This is a genomic window from Achromobacter anxifer, from assembly GCF_903652925.1.
Taxonomy (GTDB): Bacteria; Pseudomonadota; Gammaproteobacteria; order Burkholderiales; family Burkholderiaceae_B; genus Achromobacter; species Achromobacter anxifer.
The window spans coordinates 208,724-228,021 of sequence record NZ_CAHLAR010000007.1; the positions used below are offsets into that span (position 1 = coordinate 208,724).

The window sequence follows — 19,298 nt, forward strand, 5'->3', positions numbered from 1 at the left end:
CGCGCCGGATGTTCTTGCGCAGGCCCAGGCGGCCTGCGCGCAGGGAGACTCTCATGACTCGCAAATACATCGATTGCCGCGAGTACCCCAGTGAAATGAATTGCTCGGTGGCCTTGGCCGCGGATTCCGAAAAGGAACTGCTGGAAGCGGCCGTGCAGCACGCCACCACGGTCCACAAGCACACGGACAGTCCCGAGCTGCGCTCGCAGCTGAAGTCGCTGTTCCACGACGGCACGCCGCCGATGGAGACCCCGCGCCGCGCCTGACCGCGCGGCCGCCATCGCATCAACGCCGGCGCGTCCCCGCGCCGGCAGCCGGGCCGCGCCATGAAGACGCAGCCATCGCCGGCACTAGGCCCGGGCGTGCGCGGGCTGCGCCGCGCGCACCACGTCGAACAGGTTCTTCGGATCCGGCAGTTGCGGCGCCACCTCGATGCGGGCGCCGATGCCGTGGCGTGCGGCGGCGTCGCGCAGCCAGCGCAGCGCCGAGAAGTCCTCCAGCGCAAAACCGACCGAGTCGAAGATGGTCACTTCCGCCGCGCTCTTGCGGCCGGCGCTCTGGCCGGTCAGCACCCGCCACAGTTCCGTCACCGCGAAGTCCGCCGGCATCTGCTGCAGGTCGCCTTCGATGCGCGTCTGCGGCTCGTATTCCACGAACACCGGTCCCGCGCGCAGCACGTCGGCGTGCAGTTCCGTCTTGCCCGGGCAGTCGCCGCCCACGGCGTTGATGTGCATGCCCGGCTCGACCATGTCCGCGGTCAGGATCGTGGCGTAGGCCTTGTCCGCCGTCACGGTGGTGACGATGTCCGTGCCCTTGGCCGCCTCTGCCGCACTATCGAAGCGCACCACGCGCAAGCCGGGCACTGAAGCCAGGTTGCTTTCAAGCTTGCGGGTGGCGCCTGCGTCCACGTCATAAACGTGCAGCGTGTCGATGCCGAGGATGTAATGGAAGGCCAGCGCCTGGAATTCGCTTTGCGCGCCGTTGCCGATCAGCGCCATCTTGCGCGAATCCGGCCGCGCCAGCGCGCGCGCCGCCAAGGCGGAGGTCGCCGCGGTGCGCAGGGCAGTGGTCAGCGTCAGTTCGCTGATCAGCAGCGGCTCGCCGGTGCCGACCTGCGCCAGCGCGCCGAAGGCCATCACGGTGGACAGTCCGGCCAACGGATTGCCCGGATGGCCGTTGACGTATTTGAAGGTGTAGTAATCGCTGTCGGCGGTGGGCATCAATTCGATCACGCCGGTCGCGGAATGGCTGGCTACCCGCGCGCTCTTGTCGAATTCCTGCCATCGAAGAAAGTCCGACAGCAGATAGTCCAGCATGCCGGCAAAGACCTGTTGCGGGCCTTGCAGGGCCACGATCTTCGCCACCTCGGAAGTTGAAAGCAAGGTCGTCAATTTGTTCTCCCCTAGTTATGGAACAGAAATTCTGGGGGATGGGCAAACCAATTAATAGTGACAACAATCCACACAAAACGCTAAGATTCTGCCATTCTGCCAGCGAAAAATAGCACTTCTAACAATGGACACGCTAGATCAGAACCTGCTGGGCCTGCTGCGCGCCGACGCCCGCATGTCCGTCGCCACCCTGGCGAAAAAACTCGACGTCTCCCGCGGCACCATCGACAACCGCATCCGGAAACTGGAAGAACGGGGCATCATCCGGGGCTACACCGTGCGGCTGCGCCCGGAGGTCGAAACCGAGGACATCGTCGCCTGGATGAGCATCGCCGTCGAAGGCCATGAAACCCGCAAGATCGTGAGCCTGCTGATGGGCGAACCCAGCGTGGCGGGCCTGCACGACACCAACGGCCGCTGGGACCTGCTGGCCGAACTGCGCGTGCCCACCATCGACCAGCTGTCCGAAGTGCTGGACCGCCTGCGCACGCTCAAGGGCATTTCCGCCACGGAAACCAGCATCCATCTCAAGACCTTCAAGGCGCTCTGAGCTCGGATTGCCCCGGGGAAACCCGATATAAAACTTTGCATAGCCTCCATGATCCAGCGTTATGCATGGTGCGCGGGCAGCCTCTCCCTGTCCGTTAAATAGCCCGCCGAATCATGGTCTTAGCGTAAATCCCCGCGCGCCGTTCGCGGCGGCGCGCGGGCCTGCCGCGTGGTTTCCGATTTCCCGGTACGCATGCATGCTTGCGTCTTCCGCCGGGCGCGCCGCCGCGCGCGCCGCGGCATGCCCTTCCCCGCGCTCGGATTCCCATGACAGACTTCGATCTGACCCTGCACAACGGCCGCATCGTGACGGCCGACGCCGACTTCATCGGCGATATCGGCATTGTGGACGGCGTCATCGCCGCGATGTCGACATCGTTGCCAGCAGGCCGCCGCGCCATCGACGCAAGCGGCAAACTGGTCATGCCTGGCGGCATCGACAGCCACTGCCACGTAGAACAACTTTCCAGCATGGGCGTGCTGTGCGCCGACGATTGGCACAGCGCCTCCGTTTCCGCGGCCCATGGCGGCAATACCACCATCGTGCCGTTCGCCGCGCAGCATCGCGGCCAATCGTTGCGCCAGGTGGCGGATGCCTATGCCGCCTCGGCCGCCGAAAAATCGGTGATCGATTACAGCTACCACCTGATCATCTCCGACCCCACGCCCGAAACGCTGAACCGCGACCTGCCCGAGCTGATCCGCGCGGGCATCACGTCGTTCAAGGTCTTCATGACCTACGACAAACTCAAGCTGGACGACAAACAACTGCTGGACGTGTTCGCCATCGCGGCGCGCGAAGGCGCGCTGCCGATGGTCCACGCCGAAAACAACGACGTCATCAGCTGGATTGCGCGCCACCTGCTAGCGGCCGGACACACGGCGCCGAAATACCACGCCGTCAGTCATGACCCCATTGCGGAGACCGAAGCGACACAACGCGCCATCAAGCTCGCCGCAGTACTGGAAGTGCCGGTCCTGATCGTGCATGTGTCGACCCAGGGCGGCGCACAGGCGATCCACGCGGCGCAAACGCTGGGCGCGCCCGTCTATGGCGAAACCTGCCCCCATTACCTGCTGCTGACCGCCGAAGACATCGACATCCCCGGCGTCGAAGGCGCCAAGTTCTGCTGCAGCCCGCCGCCGCGCGACCCGGTATCGCAGCAAGCGCTGTGGCAGAGCCTGGATAGCGGCACGCTGGCGCTGTTGTCTTCAGACCATGCGCCGTACCGCTATGACGAATCCGGCAAGCTGCCCGCCGGCGACGCCACCACGTTCAAGCAGATCGCCAACGGCCTGCCAGGGCTGGAAGTGCGCATGCCGCTGCTGTTCTCGGAAGGCGTGCGCAGCGGCCGCCTCAGCCTGCAGCAGTTCGTGGCGCTGACCTCGACCAACCACGCCCGCATGTACGGCCTGTACCCGCGCAAAGGCACGCTTTCTGTGGGCGCCGACGCCGACATCGCGATCTGGGATCCGGAGAAGACCGTGACGGTGAGCGCCGCCGGCCTGCACGACGCCGTGGGCTACACGCCTTACGAGGGCCGCCAGGTCACTGGCTGGCCCGTCACGGTGATCAGCCGCGGCGCCGTCATCATCGACGAAGGCCGGCTGAACGCCGAGCGCGGCCGGGGTCAATTCATCGCCCGCGGCCTGCCCGCCCCGCTGCAGAAAACGCGCGAGATCAGTCCGCGCGCCGCCCTGCTGCGCAAGATTTTTCCGACCGTGATCGAGCCGTAGACCACGGCGCAGGGCACGCAATCCACAACGATAAGCAACACCTGGAGATTTACATCGTGAGCAACGCAACCCCCGCCCGCAAGATGGGCCTGGCGGTCGCCCAGATGGGCGCAGTCAACCTTGCCGATTCCCGCGCGGCGGTAGTCCGCCGCCTGGTCGAAATGATGCGAGAAGCCGCAGCCCGCAAGGCGGAGTTCGTCGTCTTCCCCGAACTGGCGCTGACCACGTTCTTCCCGCGCTACTGGATGGACGATGCCGAGGCCGTCGAGCGGTACTTCGAGAAGAGCATGCCCAACGCCGACGTGCAGCCGCTGTTCGACACCGCGCGCGAACTCGGCATCGGCTTTTACCTCGGCTATGCCGAGCTGACGCCCGAGGGCCGCCAGTTCAACACCGCCATCCTGGTGGACCGCGGCGCCCGGATCATCGGCAAGTACCGCAAGATCCACCTGCCGGGCCACTCCGACCACAAGATCGGCGCGCCGTTCCAGCACCTGGAAAAGAAGTTCTTCGAAGTCGGCGACCTGGGTTTCGGCGTCTGGGAAACCAATGACGTGAAAATCGGCATGTGCCTGTGCAACGACCGCCGCTGGCCCGAAACCTATCGCGTCATGTCGCTGCAAAGCGCCGAGCTCATCGTGCTGGGCTACAACACGCCATCGCTGAACATCCATTGGAACGAACCCGCGCACCTGCGCACCACCACGCATGAGATCGTGCTGCAGGCCAGCGCCTACCAGAACGCGGTCTGGGTCGGCGCCGCCGCCAAGTGCGGCCATGAAGACGGTCACCACATGATAGGCAGCTCCATGATCGTGGCGCCGTCCGGCGAGATCGTCGCGCGTTCCAGCGGCGAAGAAGATGAAGTGATCACGGCAAACATCGATCTGGCGATGGGCCAGACCTTCCGCGATCACGTCTTCAACTTCGCCAAGCATCGCAGCCCGCATCACTACCGGCTGATCATCGAACGCACGGGCGCCGGCGACCCGCTGCCGGTGCCGGAAGTGGTCTAGGCCCGGTTGATGATGGCCTGCGTCATCGCAGGCAGTTCCTTTTTGACGATCTGGGAAAACTGGGCCAGAAACGCCTTGGCGATGGACGGCGGAGGTTCGATCCGGGAATGAGATACGTGCACCGAGAGCGCTATCGCGGGTTCGATACGGCGCACCACGATGCCCTGCATCAGCGCGTCCGTCAGTCCATACGAATCCACCAGGGCGATGCCTACGCCCTGGCGCACGAACGAGCACGCGGTCTGCGACGAGCGCACCTCGATGGCTGGCGTGGATCCCTGGCCCAGCGGCCCCAGATAGTCGTGCAGGGTCTCGCCCAGCGGCGTGTCGCGGCCATAGCCCACCAGCATCTCGCCCGCCAGCATCGCCGGCTCGATGACGCTTTCGCGGGCCAGCCGGTGGCCGGCCGGCAGCACGCAGACGATCTCGCCTTGCGCCAGTTCGCTGGTGATCAGGTTGGGATGCTCGGGCTTGAAGGTGGAAATGGCGATATCCGCATGCCCCAGCAACAGCTGAGGCAGCAGCGCGTCCATGCCCAGCGGCCGGTAGCGGATGCGCACGCCCGGATTGCGCGCGCAGAATTTCGCGGTGGCGGCCGGAATCAGCCATTCGCCGAAACTGGGACTCGACACCACGCTGACCAGCCCAGCGCCATGCCCCGCCATGCCGGCGGCCATGTCGTTCAGGCGGCTGACCCCGGCCTGAATCGATTCAACTTCCTGGAACAGCCTGCGCGCCTCCTTGGTGGGATGCAGGCGCCCCTTGAACCGCTCGAACAAGGCATAGCCCAGACGCAGCTCTATCGATGCCAGCACCCGGCTGATGGCGGGTTGCGTCACGTGCAGCAGCCGGCCCGCCGCACTGAGCGAGCCCGTGATCATGATGGCGTGGAATACCTCGATCTGCCGCAGGTTCAACGGCCCGGACCGGACCTTTCCAGGTAATTCCGACATGCTGCTTTATTTCCTCCAGACCTGAACCGCGCGCGCCGCGCCTCTCCGCCTCTTTCGCAGGGATTCTACTCAATCGTGTCCAACGCCCGCATCACCCTCGTAAACCCGAACTCCCTGGTCAAGGTCACGGAGGCCATCGCACGCGCGACGGCGCCGTTCCAGGGCCTGCCGCTGGAGTTCCGCTTTCTGACCTCGGCCGGCGGCCCCGCCGGCATCCAGACCCAGGCAGAGGCCGACGCCAGCATCGCGCCGATGGCGCAGCTGTTCCAGCAGGAGGCCGCCGCCACCGACGCCTTCATCGTGGCCTGCTTCAGCGATCCCGGTCTGCACGGATTGCGGGACCTGGTCGCGGTCCCCGTGCTGGGCATCGGAGAGTGTTCCGTGCTGACGGCGATGAGCATGGCTACGCGCATCGGCGTGATCGCCATCGCCAGCGCCGCCGTTGCGCGGCACCTGCGCTACTTCCGCGCGATGGGCGTCGCCGACCGCATCTGCGGCGAACTGGCGCTGGACATGAAAGTCAGCGACCTGGCAGATCCGGAAAGGGTCTTCGAGCGCATGACGGCGGTGGGCCGGACGCTGCGCGACGACCACGGCGCCGACGTCCTGATCATGGGATGCGCCGGCATGGCCGACCTGCGCGACAGATTGGAAGAGGCTTGCGGCCTGCCCGTGGTGGAACCCACGCAGGCCGCCGTCGCCATGGCGGCAGGGCGGCTTTTCAGCCGCGCCTGAGTTTCCTAGGCCGCCAGCTGCACGTAGTGCCCCGCGGCCACCTGCACCAGCTCACCGACCTGCGGGTTGTCGCCGACCTTGCGGATGGGGCTGGGAATATCGCGCGCGGTGCTCGCCGCGCGCTGGTGGCGGCGGGCAGGATCGGGAATCGGCACCGCCGACAGCAAGCGTTGCGTGTACGGGTGCCGGGGACGATGCAGCACTTCCTGCGTGGGACCGATCTCCACGATCTGTCCCAGATACATGACCGCCACGCGGTGGCTGACTTTCTCCACCACCGCCATGTCGTGCGAGATGAAAAGGTAGGACAGGTCCATCTCCGCCTGCAGTTCCTTCATCAGCTCGATCACGCGCGCCTGCACCGACACGTCCAGCGCCGACACCGGCTCATCGGCCACGATGACCTTCGGGTTCACGCTCAAGGCGCGCGCAATGCACAGGCGCTGGCGCTGGCCGCCCGAAAACTGATGCGCGTAACGGTCGAGGAATTCCCGCGGCAGGTTGACCCGCTCCAGCAGCTGCGCGGCGCGTTCGCGGCGCTGCTCGCGGCTGAGCTCGCCATGCACTTTGAGGGGTTCGCTGACCAGATCCCAGGCATGCAGACGCGGGTTCAGGGAGGCGTATGGATCCTGGAAGATCATCTGGATATGCCGCCGCATCTCGCGCATCTGGTCCGGCTTCATGTGGGTCACGTCCTGGCCGGCCAGCCGGATCGCCCCCTCGGTGGGCTGTACCAGCTTCATCAGCAGGCGGCCGGTGGTCGATTTTCCGGAACCGGATTCGCCCACCAGCGCCAGCGTCTCGCCGGCCCGCAGCGCAAACGACACGCCTTCCACCGCGTGCACGTTCGCCACCACCTTGCCAAACGCCCCCGCCTTCACCGGGAAGCGCTTCGCCAGGCCCGCGACCTCCAGCACGACGGGACGGCCCTGCAGCGCGGCTTCGCCGGGAGAACCATCGCCCAGCTTGGGCACGGACGCCAGCAGGTCCCGGGTGTAAGACTGGCTCGGCGCGCCGAACAGCGCGGCGGTCTCGTTTTCCTCGATCTTGTCGCCGTGCCGCATGACCACCACGCGATCGGCGATCTCCGCCACCACGCCCATGTCGTGGGTGATGAAGAGCACCGCCATGCCCACCTCGCGCTGCAAGTCGCGGATCAGGTCGATGATCTCGGCCTGCACCGTCACGTCCAGCGCAGTCGTCGGCTCGTCCGCGATCAGCAGCTGCGGCCGGCAGGCCAGCGCCATGGCGATCATCACGCGCTGGCGCATGCCGCCGGACAGATCGCCCGGATACTGGGTCATGCGGCGCTCGGGTTCGGACATTTTGACCGCGGCCAGCATGGCTTCGGCCTGCTTCCACGCCTGCGCGCGGGAGATGTCCTGATGCAGCAGATACACCTCGGCCAGCTGATCGGCCACCGTCATCACCGGGTTCAATGACGTCATGGGCTCCTGGAACACCATCGATATCTCGTTGCCGCGTACCCGCCGCAAGGCCGACTCTTCCAGTTTGAACAGGTCGACTTCGCGCCCGTCGCGCGGCATGAAGCGGGCCACCCCCGCCGCGATGCGGCCGCCAGCGCGCTCGATGAGGCGCAGGATGGACAGCGCCGTGACCGATTTTCCCGAACCGGATTCGCCGACCAGGGCCACGGTCTCGCCGCGGCCTATGGTGAAATCCAGCGATTTCACGGCGCGGTAGGGCTGGCCGCGCGGGCCGAACTCCACGCTCAGGCCTTCTACCGCCAGTAGTGTCTCGCTCATCCAGGCTCTCCGTTAAGCGCGGCTGGGGAAAACGCGCGGCGACATATCGTCGATGCTGCGGCCGGCATAGTCACGCTGCGCCACGGTCGCGATCGTCTGCGCCTGGGCGCGCTCCACCTGCTGCATCGCGTTTTCGATATCTATCGTCAAGAGCTTGCTATTGCGCACCAGCTGTGCGCCATCGACGTAGACATCGCGTATGGCCCGGTCCCCGGCCGAGTAGATCAGGCTGCGCAGCGGCTCGCGGCCCGGGCGCATGTACGGGTGCGACAGGTCGACCAGGGAAAAGTCCGCCTTGGCGCCCACGGCCAGCCGGCCGATATCGTCGCGCCCCAGCATCCTGGCGCCATTGACCGTGGCAGCGTTGAAAACTTCTTGCGTAGACGCGGCGCGGAAGTTTCCCGCCTGCAGCCGCGCCACATAGCAGGCCAGCCGCATCTCATCCAGCATGTTGTGCGGAAAGGTATCGGTGCCGATGCCCACGTTGATGCCGGCGCGCAGGTAGCGGCCCAGGAAACTCAGCGCAATGCCGCGGCGCACGAATACGGTCGGACAATGCGCCACGTGGGCGCCGGAACGCTGCAACAGGCCGAAGTCGTAGGCATGGGGCCAATAGAGCGTGCGGTGATCGTTCAGAAAAATGCCGTGTCCGATGATCAGGTCGCTGTTCAGCAGGCCCTGGTCGTCCAGCCATTCGATGGGCGTGCGGCCATGGCGGCGCGTCATCTCCGAAAATTCCACCACGCTCTGCGCGGCGTGTATCTGCATCGGCACGCCCAGGCGGCGGGCGGCTTGCTGCGCCTGCTTCAGCAGGCCGGGCGAGCAGGTATCGACTTGCGAGGGGCACAGCATGGCGCTCAGGCGTCCGCTGGGATGATTGATGGCGCTGTCCGCCACGTCCAGCGCCGCCTCGAAGGATTTTTCCGCCGCGTCCTCGTCCCAGGTGTATTCGACCGAATGGCCGTCCGTGGTGCGCCACGCGGCGGACCGGAACATGGGCCCCAGTACGCCGCGGATGCCTGTGGCCGCCACCACGTCGGCCCAGCCCGGACGCGGCAGGGACATGTCGACGAAGGTTGTCACTCCGCTCAGCAACATCTCCGACACCGCCACCTGATTGGCATACGGCGCGGTCTCTATGCCCATGCGGAACACAGGCATGTATTCGTACAGCGAGCTTTGGCCCAGCTTATCGCTGCCCAGTTCTTCCAGCAGGCCGCGGTTGCCCGGCTCGGAGGAGGGATGGGTGTGTACGTTGACCAGCCCCGGCATCGCCATCAGGCCGCTGCCGGACACCACCTCATCGGCCGGGCCCGCGTAGCCGGAGCCGGCGTGCACGATGGTGTTGCCGCGCATCACCAGATCGGCGTTCTCGATATAGACGTGCGAGCCCAGTTCGGCATCCCACGCCACCAGCGTGGACAGGTTCTTGAAATGAGTGATACGGGATTGATTGCTTGCGCTCACGGAAGGCTCTCAGCGACGTGATGAATGATGAAACGGCGGCGCGGACCGGCCGCGCCGCCATCGCGCTTACTTGAAGGCGATGTCCAGGCCCTTGTAGGCCGCCGCGCCGAAAATGCCGTGCGCCTGCATCGGCTTCATGCGCGGTCCGCCCACCAGGTAGAGCGAGTCGTGGTACAGCGGAATCCAGGCGACCCCGTCCGAGATCTTGGTCAGCGCCTTGGACAGGATCGCGTCGCCTTCCTTCGGGTCCAGCGCCTGGCCGCCTTCCTCCAGCCACTTGTCGGTGTCGGCATCCTTCCAGTTCATGCGGTTCGGCGTCGGGATGCTGGCTGACAGGAAATAGCTGTTGAGCGCCTCGCCCGTGCTCATGTAGCCGAAGCTCATGCTGAACTCGTCGAACTCCTGCGTGGCCAGCTTGCCCCAGGCCGAGGTCGAATCGAACAGCTGCACGCGCAGGTCCACGCCGACTTTCTTCATGTCGCCTTGCACGGCTTCCATGATGTCCTTCCAGTAGCCCGTGATCCCGTAATGCAGCAGCGAGAGCTTCTGGCCATCCTTGTAGCGGTAGCCATCGGACTGCATCTTCCAGCCGGCGTCGTCCAGCAGCTTGTTGGCGGCGGCCGGGTCGTAGCGGTAGGCCTCGTTCTTGCCCGCCGGCGTCTTGGTGGCCAGCATGCTGGTGGCCGGTGTTGCTTCGCCGAAGGTAATGGCCTCGGTCAAGGCTTGGCGGTTAATGGACAGGTTGATCGCGCGGCGCACGTTCACGTCCGTCAGCATGGGCTTGTCGATCTTGAAGCCCAGGAAGAAGGTCCAATAGAAAGGGTCCGCCTTGCTCACGAAGAGACGCTTGTCGGCCTTGAGTTCCTTGATCGACCACTGCGGCAGGTAGCGCGACAGGTCCGCCTGGCCGCTTTGCAGCGCCGTCAGGCGGGTGCTTTCCTCCGGCACAATTTTCCACACGATGCGGTCGACCTTGGGCTTGGGATCCTTGTAGATCGTTGGCCCCCAGTCGTATCCGGCATGCCTGGTCAGCACGACCTCGTTGCGCGGCGTCCAACTCTGGAAGCAGTAGGGGCCGGTGCCATCGAAGGCCTTCACGCCATAGTCCTGGCCCAGGGCCTTGACCTGATCGATATTGATGACGGAATGCATGTAGTGCGCCATCTGCTGCAGCAGCTCGTTGTAGGGCTTCTTCAGCTTGTAGACCACGGTGTAGTCGTCGGGCGCCGTGATGCTGTCCACCGGGCCCGCGCGCCAGCGCTCCAGTCCCTTGGTTTCCGGATTCAACCAGCGCTCGTAGCTCGCCACCACGTCCTTGGCCGTCATCTTCTTGCCGCTGCAGAACGTCACGTTGTCGCGCAGGCTGAAGGTATAGGTCAGGCCGTCGGGCGATACGGTCCAGCTCTTGGCCAGCGCCGGCACCGGCGTCTTCATGTCGTAGTCCAGGCCCACCATCGTGTCGGCAGCCATGAACAGCACCTCGGCCGCACCGCGCGCGGTGGTGCGGTGCGGGTCGTATTTGTCGGTATCCAGCTCGCGCAGAATCAGGACGGTTTTGTCGGACTGCGCCAGCGCGGGCGTCTGCATGGAAAGCAGAAAGGTAAATGCCAGCGGCGCGAGGGCCAGGCCCTTGGTGATCGTCATGGTTGTGGTTTCCCCGAAGTTGGTCTGATGTGTGGTCAAGCGCGCCGCGGTTCAGAACCGCAGCTTGGGATCGAGCGCATCGCGCAGGCTGTCGCCCAGCAGGTTGAAGGCCAGCACGATGAAGAAGATCGTCATCGTCGGAATGGTGGATATATGCGGGAACACCTGCAGGAACTTGCGTCCGTCTGCGGCCATGCTGCCCAGTTCGGCGAAAGGCGGCTGCGGCCCCAGGCCCAGGAACGACAGCACCGATCCCAGCAGGATGGTGTGGCCTAGCTGCAAGGTGGCGTAGATCATCAGCATCGACGAGCAATTCGGCAGCAGGTAGCGCGTGATCAGGTAGAAGTTGCCGAAGCCCATCGCGTGGCCGGCTTCCATGTATTCCTGTTTCATCACCACCATGGCCGAACCGCGGGCGATGCGCGCCATGCCAGGGATGGCGGATATGCCCAGGGCAAGCACCATGCTCAGCGTTCCTGGCCCCATCAGCGCCGACAGGCTGAGCCCGAACAGGATCGCGGGAAACGAAAGCAGCACGTCCACCACGCGCATGATCACGCCTTCCAACGGACGGTAATAGGCCGCCAGGATGCCGAGCGCCGCACCGATTCCCGACCCGCCGATGACCGCCAGCACGCTCAGCATCAGCGTGGCGCGTATGCCGTAGATGATGCGCGACAGGATGTCCCGGCCCTGCACGTCGGTGCCCAGCAAATAGGCCACGCCCTCGGGCGAGGTCCAGCCCGGCGCCTTGCGGGCGATGGACATGTTGGTGGAATAGGGGTCGTGCGGCGCCAGCCAGGGCGCGAACACCGCCGTCAGCACAATCGCGATCACCGCCAGCAGCGACAGCAGCAGGATGGGGTCGCGGCGCAAGCGCGACGCAAGGCGCGCCAGCGGCGCGGCCATGGCCTGAGGCGGCACGCCGCCCAACGAAGAAGTCGCGCCTGCGCTCATGATTTTTGTCCTCGCGGATCCAGGTAGCCGTAGAGCAGATCCACGATCAGGTTGATGAGGATGAAGCCCAGCGCCGTCACCAGGATTGCGCCCTGGGCCAGCGGGAAATCGCCGGCAAAGATCGCTCCCACGGCCATGCGGCCGACGCCTGGCCAGGAATAGATCTGTTCGGTCACCACGGCGCCGCCCAGCAGGTTGCCGACTTGCAGGCCTACCAGCGTGACGATAGGCAGCAGCGCGTTGCGCAGCGCGTGGCGCAGCACGACCCGGCGTTCCCCCGCGCCCTTGGCCCGGGCCGTGCGCACATAGTCACCGCTAAGCGTCTCGATCACGGCGGTGCGGGTGATGCGCGCCACCGGCCCGATCAGCACCGAACCCAGGGTCAGGGCGGGCAGGGCGATGGACTGCAGCCCGGCCAGCGTCCACAAAGGGCCATTGCGGCCGATATAAGGCAGCAGGCCCGCGCCCCCCACATGCTGCACCAGCAGCAATCCGACCCAGAACACCGGCAGCGACACGCCGACGACCGACAGCGTCATCACGAACCGGTCGACAAGCTTGCCACGCCGGTAGGCGGCCAGCGTGCCCAGCAGGATGGCCAGCGGGACCGACCAGACCACGCTGGCCAGCATCAGCTCCGCCGTCGCGCCTATCGTGGCGCCGATCTCGTCGATCACCGGCACGTTGGAAATCATCGACCGCCCCAGGTCCAGATGCAGCAGGCGCCACATGTACATGGACAATTGGTAGGCCATCGGCTTATCCAGGCCCAGTTCCTGGCGTACCTGCGCCAGCTCTTCCGCGGTTGCGGTAGGCCCGGCGATGACGGCGGCGGGATCCGCCGGCGCCACTTGCAGAAGGACGAAGCACACCACCACCACGCCCAGCAGGACGGGCAGCGAGATGGTGAGGCGGTTGAGGAGTTGCCGGATCATGCGACGCGCGCTCCGGCCGCGGAAATCTGCCCACGGACAGCCCGGGCCAGCACGGGCCGTCCTGTGGCGGGATGAATTGAACTCGACATGAAACGACCTCTCTTTGCGCGCCCAGGCGCTAACGGTGGTCGAAGCATGCCAGCGGGATTTGCCCCCGTGGACCCAGGGAAATCCACTATGCAGGGATTTTGCGTTGGCTCGGTAAATTCCAATCAAATCATTGATTCAAAAGGAATTTATGGAATAGAAAAAGCACGGCGCGCGGACATCCGATAACGGGGTGTTATGACGCCTGCGCAAAGATTGATAGCCGGCGGCGGGGCCCGCCGCCGCCCTTGCGGCGCGCCACGGACGCGGCGCTGCTAGACTGCCCCAGCTCCCTACGACAGACCGCCCCGCCGCAGGCACCTACCCATGCGCTTCATCGACACCGACCAAACCCGCGACGCCCTATCCTTCGACGCCGTCATTCCCGCCCTGCGCGAGGCTTTCCGCGGCAGCGCCACCGTGCCGCCGCGGCATGTCCATGCGATCCAGTCGGGCAGCGCGCACGGCACCTCGCTGATCATGCCGGCCTGGAGCGACCGCGGCTATTTCGGCGTGAAGATCATCAACATCTTCCCCGAGAACACGCACCTGGGCCTGCCGGGCCTGCACGCCACCTACAACCTGTACAGCGCCACCACCGGCGTGCCCATCGCCCAGGTCGACGGCGACATCGTCACCGTCTACCGCACTGCGGGCGCGGCGGCGCTGGGCGCGGACTACCTGGCGCGCGCCGACGCCAGCACGCTGCTCATCGTGGGCTCCGGACGCATCGCCGGCCTGGTGGCGCAGGCCATGCGCACGGTGCGCCCGATCCAGCGCGTGCTGGTCTGGAACGTGCGTGCGGCCGGCGCCGAAAAGCTGGCCGAGCAACTGCGCGCGCAGGGCTTCGACGCCGAGGCCGCGGCCGACCTGGAAAGCGCCGCGCGCCAGGCCGACATCATCAGCTGCGCCACCCTGTCCACCGTGCCGCTGATCCAGGGCGCCTGGCTGCGCCCGGGCGTGCACCTGGACCTGATCGGCAGCTTCAAGCCGGAAATGCGCGAAACCGACGCGGCCTGCTTCGACGGCACCTCGGTCTATGTGGACACCAGCGAAGCGGCCACCAAGTCCGGCGACCTGCTGGCCGCCTTCGAAGCCGGCACGCTCAAGCGCGAAGACATCCGCGGCGACCTGCACCAGCTCGCCGCGGGCGAATTGCCAGGCCGCCGCGACGACCAGGAAATCACCGTGTTCAAGGCCGTGGGCAGCGCGCTGGAAGACCTGACGCTGGCGACGCTGGTGTACGAATCGGTCAGCGGCGAACGCGCCTGAACCGGCGGCGCCCCCGGCACTATTCGAAGCCGCGCGGTCCCAGCGCCTGGACCATGTAATCGATGAAGGACTTGATGCGCGACGAGATCGCGGTGTTGCGGTAGTACACCGCGTTGATCGGTTGCCGCACGTCCTGCGTCTGCTTCACCAGCAGCTGCTGCAAGGCGCCGCTGTCGCGGTCGCCGCGCGTCATGAAGTCGGACAGGCAGACCACGCCGCCGTCGTTCAAGGCCAGCTGCCGCAGGGTTTCGCCGCTGAAGGCGCGCACCCGCGGCTTGATATGCAGGGCCTGCCCGTCGGCCGCCAGCAGCGGCCATTCGTTCAGCGCTTCCAGCTGGCTGAAGCCCAGCAAGGTATGCGAGGCCAGGTCCGCCACGCGCCTGGGCGTGCCGTGCGCGGCCAGATAGCCGGGACTGGCCAGCACGCGCACGCGGCTATGGCCCAGCGGCACCGCGTGCAGCGATGAATCCTTCAGGCGCCCGATGCGGATGGCCAGGTCGGTGCGGCGCTCCAGCAGATCGATGTTGCCTTCGTTGCTGTTGAGCTCCAGTTCCACCTGCGGATAGCGCTTGCAATAGCCTGGCACCAGCGGCGCAATCACATGCAGCATGAAGGGCGAGGCCGCGTCCACCCGCAAGAGCCCGGCCGGCTGGTTGCGGCGCAGGCTCATCAGTTCCTCGCTTTCCTCTACCGCGGCCACGATCCTGCGCGCCTGCTCCAGATAGGCGCGGCCCTCCTCGGTCAATTCCAGCCGCCGGGTGGTCCGCCGCATCAGCGTGGTCTGCAGCTTCTCTTCCAGCCGGCTCATGGTCCGGCTGGCGGCGGAAACGGTCTGTCCCAGCGCATCCGCGGCGGCGGTGATGGAGCCGCTGTCCACGATGGCGATAAAGACCTGCATTTCGTCGAGGGTCGTTTTCATTCTTGCATTTATATCAAAAGTCTTTCGTGCATAACGGACTTTTTCCGCAAGTATCGGACGGGCACACTGCGAGCATTCCCGGGCGCCTGCGCCCGAATCCGCAACCACCCAGGAGCTACACATGAGCATTCCCGCCTTCGGCGCCGGCACCTTCCGCCTGCAAGGCCACGCCGTCATCGATTCCGTGCGCAACGCACTCGATCTCGGCTACCGCGCCATCGACACCGCGCAGATCTACGAAAACGAAGCCGAGGTCGGCCAGGCCATCGCCGACTCCGGCGTGCCGCGCGCTGAACTGTTCGTCACCACCAAGATCTGGGTCGCCAACTACGCTCGCGACAAGCTTGTGCCCAGCCTGAAGGACAGCCTGGCCAAGCTGCGCAGCGACTACGCGGACCTGACCCTGATCCATTGGCCCGCGCCCGGCAACGGCGTTGCCATCGAGGAATACATGACGGCCCTGGCCGAAGCCCAGGCGCAAGGCCTGACGCGCCAGATCGGGATCTCCAACTTCCCCATCGCGGAAACCCGCGCCGCCATCGCCGTGGTGGGGAAGGAACGGATCGCCACCAACCAGATCGAACTCAGCCCCTACCTGCAGAACCGCAAGCTCGCCGCCTTTCTGCAGGAGCAGGGCATACCGGTCACTTCGTACATGACGCTGGCCTATGGCAAGGTGCTGCAGGATCCGGTCATCGGCCAGATCGCCCGGCGCCGCGACGCCACGCCAGCCCAGGTCGCGCTGGCCTGGGCCTTGCAGCTGGGCTACGCCGTCATCCCGTCGTCGACCAAGCGCGAAAACCTGGCCAGCAACCTGCTGGCGCAAGAACTGCGCCTGACGGAGGAAGACATGGCCCAGATCGCCGCGCTGGAACGCAACGGCCGCGAAGTCAGTCCGGAAGGCTTGGCGGCGGCCTGGGACTGAGACCTGCGCATAGTGAAACTGCACCATTGCAGCTTCAACTAGCGGATAGGATTAGCCGCGCCTATATATCCCAGCTACGGGCGCAATCATCACTGTCGTCATGTCGTCTTGCCTGGAAAACGCCCGCACGTTTCGAGGAGACAAGCAATGGCACGGTGTCCGTTCGCGACCTGGCGACCCATATCCGGATCTTCCGGCCCCCATCTGGGCGGCCCCTACAAAATCGTCCACCACACCACGGAAGGCAGCAGCGCGCAGGGCGCGATGGCCGCCTTCCAGCAGAACCGCTCCGATCCGCACTTCACCGTCGACGGCAGCAACATCTATCAGCACATCGATACCGCGGAAGGCGCCAGGGCGCTGCGCAACGACGCGGGCGGCGTGCAGACCAACCGCGATTCCGCCGTGCAGATCGAGCTGGTCGGCTTCGCGCACCTGCCCAAGGACGGGCGCGCGCTGACGAACCTGGCGCGGCTGTGCCGCTGGATCGAGCAGGAACATGGCGTTCCCCGCGTCTGGCCTTCCGGCCGTCCCTTGCCCGCCAAGAACGGCAAGGATCCCGGCGGGCACAACCGCGACGCGAAGACCTGGGACACGCAGGCCGGCCACTACGGCCATTGCCACGTGCCGGAGAACACGCATTGGGATCCAGCGTACTCGGTGGCGGAAGCGGACTTCATCCTGGCCGCGACGTTCTCCGACGACGGCGCGCTGCTGTCGCCGGCGGCCCCCATGAGACCGGCAGGCAGACGCGGGGCCAACGCAGCCGCGCCCGTGTCCACCATGCCCGACCATGGCGTGACCGAGACTGGCAGCCCTGCCCATCCCAAGACGGCCCCGCGCTGAACGCGCCCCTCGGAGAACGCCATGGCTGCAAGAAAGCAAGCAGGGCGCGCCGCCCCCAAGCCGTCCGCCACCGCCGGGCGCAAGACGGCGGCCCGGCGCCAGGCGGCAACGGCAGAGTCGTCCGCGGCCGCAAAGCCTGCGCCGGCGCCGGCGCGCAGGGCGCGCAAGCTGCCGCCGGCCTTGCCGTTTCGCCGCACGGCCAAGCCCGATGCCTTCGATTCCCGCGACATCCTGTTCCACCCCAACATCTCGGTCACGCCCAAGACCGAGATGATCCCGGCCATGGGATTGACGGTGAAGCATCAGGAGGACACTTCCGCCTGCACCGGCTTCGCCCTGTCCACGGTGGTCGAATACCTGCTGCGCAAGTCGGAGCGCGAGCCGCGTCCCGCCATCTCGCCGTTCATGCTGTATTCCATGGCCAGGCGCTACGACGAATTCCCCGGTTCCGTCGACGACAACGGATCCAGCCTGCGCGGCGCGCTCAAGGGCTGGTTCAAGCACGGCGCCTGCGCCCAGGATCTGTTTCCCGGCCTGGACATGCCGGCGGCGGTCAACGACACCGCCGACGACTGGTGGCTGGACGCGGTCAAGCGCCCGCTGGGCGCGTATTACCGCATCGATACGCGCAGCATCGTCGAGATGCATGCCGCGCTCAATGAGGTCGGCATACTCTACGCCAGCGCCGGCTGCCACGCCGGCTGGGACGCGGGCCACGGCAAGACGCCGCTCAAGGCGCCTTCGACGCCGGCGGCCCAGCCGTTCTGGATCATTCCGCCCGACGATCAGGAGTCGGCGACCGACGGCCACGCCTTCGTCATCGTCGGCTACACCCAGGACGGATTCCTGATCCAGAATTCCTGGGGCGAGGAATGGGGCACCCACGGCATGGCGGTGCTGACCTATGACGACTGGATGCGCAACGCCATGGATTGCTGGGTGGTGCAACTGGGCGTGGTCACTCACGAGCACACCAGGATCTCCAACAGCATCACGCTGCGCACCGAAGGCAAGAAGGTCACGCTGGCCGCGGGCACGGTCCTGCGCAACCGCGAGATCTCGCCCTTCATCGTCAACGTGGGCAACAACGGAAAGCTCAGCAATAGCGGCGCGTTCCGGACCACGCCGGACGATCTGCGCGCCATCGTCGATGTGCACATGAACGCCGCGCGCGAGAAATGGAATCTGAAGGACAAGCCCATGGACGTGTGCGTCTACGCGCACGGCGGCCTGGTGGGCGAGGAAGACGCGGCGGAGGCGGCGGCCGAATGGATACCGCTGCTCTACGAAAAGCAGATCTTCCCGGTCTTCCTGATGTGGGAAACGGACTTCATCACCACGGTGAAGAACATCATCCAGGACGCGGCCAACGGCGTGCCCCGCACTACGGGCGGCCTGGGCGAACGGCTGGAGCGCTGGTGGAACCAACGCCTGGAACGCTGGCTGGCCCGGCCAGGCACGGTGATCTGGGGCGAAATGAAACAGAACGCCGAGGCCATGAGCGCGCCCGTCCCCAAGGGCCTGGCGCAGGAAGAGGCGGCGATGATCATGCTGTACCAGCACTTCAAGACGCACGTCCGCCAGGGGCGCGTGCGCCTGCACATCGTGGGTCATTCAGCCGGCGCCATCGTCGCCAGCCATTTCGTGCACCGGCTGGCGGCCGACGGCGGCGAACTGGAATCGCTGAGCCTGATGGCGCCGGCGGTGACGCTGGACACCTTCCGCAAGCTGGTCGTGCCCAACCTCAAGACCCGGGTGAAGCGCTATCAGCAATTCCACCTGTCCGACCGGGCCGAGGAAGACGACCCTACCTGCGGCCCGTACCGCCGTTCGCTGCTCTACCTGGTGAGCGAATCGTTCGAGGGCGGTACCACCACGCCGCTGCTGGGCATGGAGCGCTACTTCAGCGGCGCAGGCATCCCTTGCGACGCCGTGCATGTATCACCCGCCGGCAGCCCCACGCCCGGATCCTCGAATCCGCCCGTGGCGGCCAGCACGCACGGCGGCTTCGACAACGACAAGGGCACCCAGCAGCAGATCATCGCGTTCATCAAGCGCTGAGCCGGCGGGTTCCCGACAAGGCGCTCCGCAGGAGGACT

At 66.0% G+C, this 19,298-nt stretch carries 17 protein-coding genes; 9 read left to right on the top strand and 8 right to left on the bottom strand.

The window, feature by feature from the left end; all coding sequences use genetic code 11:
• Nucleotides 1–53: 53 nt before the first annotated feature.
• The gene (locus HWY37_RS22475; protein WP_176089886.1) at nucleotides 54–266 is read left to right on the top strand and encodes a DUF1059 domain-containing protein; all 213 of its coding nucleotides are present in this window, start codon (nucleotides 54–56) and stop codon (nucleotides 264–266) included.
• Nucleotides 267–350: 84 nt separating this feature from the next.
• Here the strand turns inward: HWY37_RS22475 and HWY37_RS22480 are convergent, their stop codons facing one another.
• Nucleotides 351–1,391, bottom strand: coding sequence for an ornithine cyclodeaminase (locus HWY37_RS22480; protein ID WP_176089887.1), 1,041 nt, complete (start codon nucleotides 1,389–1,391; stop codon nucleotides 351–353).
• A gap of 124 nt (nucleotides 1,392–1,515) precedes the next feature.
• On the opposite strand from HWY37_RS22480, the gene HWY37_RS22485 reads away from it, so the two are divergent.
• The 3 genes from HWY37_RS22485 (at nucleotide 1,516) to HWY37_RS22495 (ending at nucleotide 4,693) form a co-directional block, all read left to right on the top strand.
• Nucleotides 1,516–1,941, top strand: a complete 426-nt coding sequence (locus tag HWY37_RS22485) for an Lrp/AsnC family transcriptional regulator (protein ID WP_175207860.1) — start codon at nucleotides 1,516–1,518, stop codon at nucleotides 1,939–1,941.
• Between the two features lie 266 nt (nucleotides 1,942–2,207).
• Nucleotides 2,208–3,677, top strand: a complete 1,470-nt coding sequence (gene hydA, locus HWY37_RS22490; protein ID WP_175207859.1) for a dihydropyrimidinase — start codon at nucleotides 2,208–2,210, stop codon at nucleotides 3,675–3,677.
• 83 nt (nucleotides 3,678–3,760) lie between these two features.
• Nucleotides 3,761–4,693, top strand: coding sequence for an N-carbamoyl-D-amino-acid hydrolase (locus tag HWY37_RS22495; protein ID WP_175207901.1), 933 nt, complete (start codon nucleotides 3,761–3,763; stop codon nucleotides 4,691–4,693).
• On the opposite strand, the gene HWY37_RS22500 is transcribed toward HWY37_RS22495, so the two are convergent.
• The gene (locus HWY37_RS22500; protein ID WP_175207858.1) at nucleotides 4,690–5,646 is read right to left on the bottom strand and encodes a LysR family transcriptional regulator; all 957 of its coding nucleotides are present in this window, start codon (nucleotides 5,644–5,646) and stop codon (nucleotides 4,690–4,692) included. The genes HWY37_RS22495 and HWY37_RS22500 overlap by 4 nt on opposite strands.
• Before the next feature lie 75 nt (nucleotides 5,647–5,721).
• Here HWY37_RS22500 and HWY37_RS22505 point away from each other — a divergent pair, with 75 nt between their 5' ends.
• Nucleotides 5,722–6,381 (top strand): aspartate/glutamate racemase family protein, encoded by a 660-nt coding sequence (locus HWY37_RS22505; RefSeq protein ID WP_176089888.1) that lies wholly within the window; start codon nucleotides 5,722–5,724, stop codon nucleotides 6,379–6,381.
• A 5-nt stretch (nucleotides 6,382–6,386) separates the two neighbouring features.
• On the opposite strand, the gene HWY37_RS22510 is transcribed toward HWY37_RS22505, so the two are convergent.
• From HWY37_RS22510 to HWY37_RS22530, 5 genes are all read right to left on the bottom strand, one after another.
• Complete coding sequence (locus tag HWY37_RS22510) at nucleotides 6,387–8,147, bottom strand: ABC transporter ATP-binding protein (protein WP_176089889.1); 1,761 nt, start codon at nucleotides 8,145–8,147, stop codon at nucleotides 6,387–6,389.
• 12 nt (nucleotides 8,148–8,159) lie between these two features.
• Complete coding sequence (locus HWY37_RS22515) at nucleotides 8,160–9,614, bottom strand: amidohydrolase family protein (RefSeq protein WP_176089890.1); 1,455 nt, start codon at nucleotides 9,612–9,614, stop codon at nucleotides 8,160–8,162.
• Between the two features lie 66 nt (nucleotides 9,615–9,680).
• Nucleotides 9,681–11,258 carry an ABC transporter substrate-binding protein gene (locus tag HWY37_RS22520; protein ID WP_176089891.1) on the bottom strand — a complete coding sequence of 526 codons (1,578 nt, stop codon included), beginning with the start codon at nucleotides 11,256–11,258 and terminating at the stop codon, nucleotides 9,681–9,683.
• Between the two features lie 51 nt (nucleotides 11,259–11,309).
• On the bottom strand, nucleotides 11,310–12,215 hold the full coding sequence (locus HWY37_RS22525; RefSeq protein ID WP_059376989.1) for an ABC transporter permease: 906 nt from the start codon (nucleotides 12,213–12,215) through the stop codon (nucleotides 11,310–11,312).
• A complete protein-coding gene (locus HWY37_RS22530) occupies nucleotides 12,212–13,150 on the bottom strand; it encodes an ABC transporter permease (RefSeq protein WP_176089892.1) in 939 nt (312 codons plus the stop codon). The genes HWY37_RS22525 and HWY37_RS22530 overlap by 4 nt, the downstream gene beginning before the upstream one ends.
• Nucleotides 13,151–13,564: 414 nt before the next feature.
• Between HWY37_RS22530 and lhpI the strand changes: the two genes are divergently transcribed.
• Entirely contained in the window at nucleotides 13,565–14,509 is a 945-nt protein-coding gene (lhpI, locus tag HWY37_RS22535; RefSeq protein WP_176089893.1) for a bifunctional Delta(1)-pyrroline-2-carboxylate/Delta(1)-piperideine-2-carboxylate reductase, read from the top strand.
• A gap of 19 nt (nucleotides 14,510–14,528) precedes the next feature.
• Here the strand turns inward: lhpI and HWY37_RS22540 are convergent, their stop codons facing one another.
• Nucleotides 14,529–15,428, bottom strand: a complete 900-nt coding sequence (locus tag HWY37_RS22540) for a LysR family transcriptional regulator (protein WP_175207851.1) — start codon at nucleotides 15,426–15,428, stop codon at nucleotides 14,529–14,531.
• Between the two features lie 121 nt (nucleotides 15,429–15,549).
• Between HWY37_RS22540 and dkgB the strand changes: the two genes are divergently transcribed.
• From dkgB to HWY37_RS22555, 3 genes are all read left to right on the top strand, one after another.
• Entirely contained in the window at nucleotides 15,550–16,353 is an 804-nt protein-coding gene (gene dkgB / locus HWY37_RS22545) for a 2,5-didehydrogluconate reductase DkgB (protein ID WP_176089894.1), read from the top strand.
• Between the two features lie 147 nt (nucleotides 16,354–16,500).
• A complete protein-coding gene (locus HWY37_RS22550; protein ID WP_176089895.1) occupies nucleotides 16,501–17,199 on the top strand; it encodes an N-acetylmuramoyl-L-alanine amidase in 699 nt (232 codons plus the stop codon).
• A 21-nt stretch (nucleotides 17,200–17,220) separates the two neighbouring features.
• On the top strand, nucleotides 17,221–19,260 hold the full coding sequence (locus tag HWY37_RS22555; protein WP_176089896.1) for a hypothetical protein: 2,040 nt from the start codon (nucleotides 17,221–17,223) through the stop codon (nucleotides 19,258–19,260).
• Nucleotides 19,261–19,298: the final 38 nt, after the last annotated feature.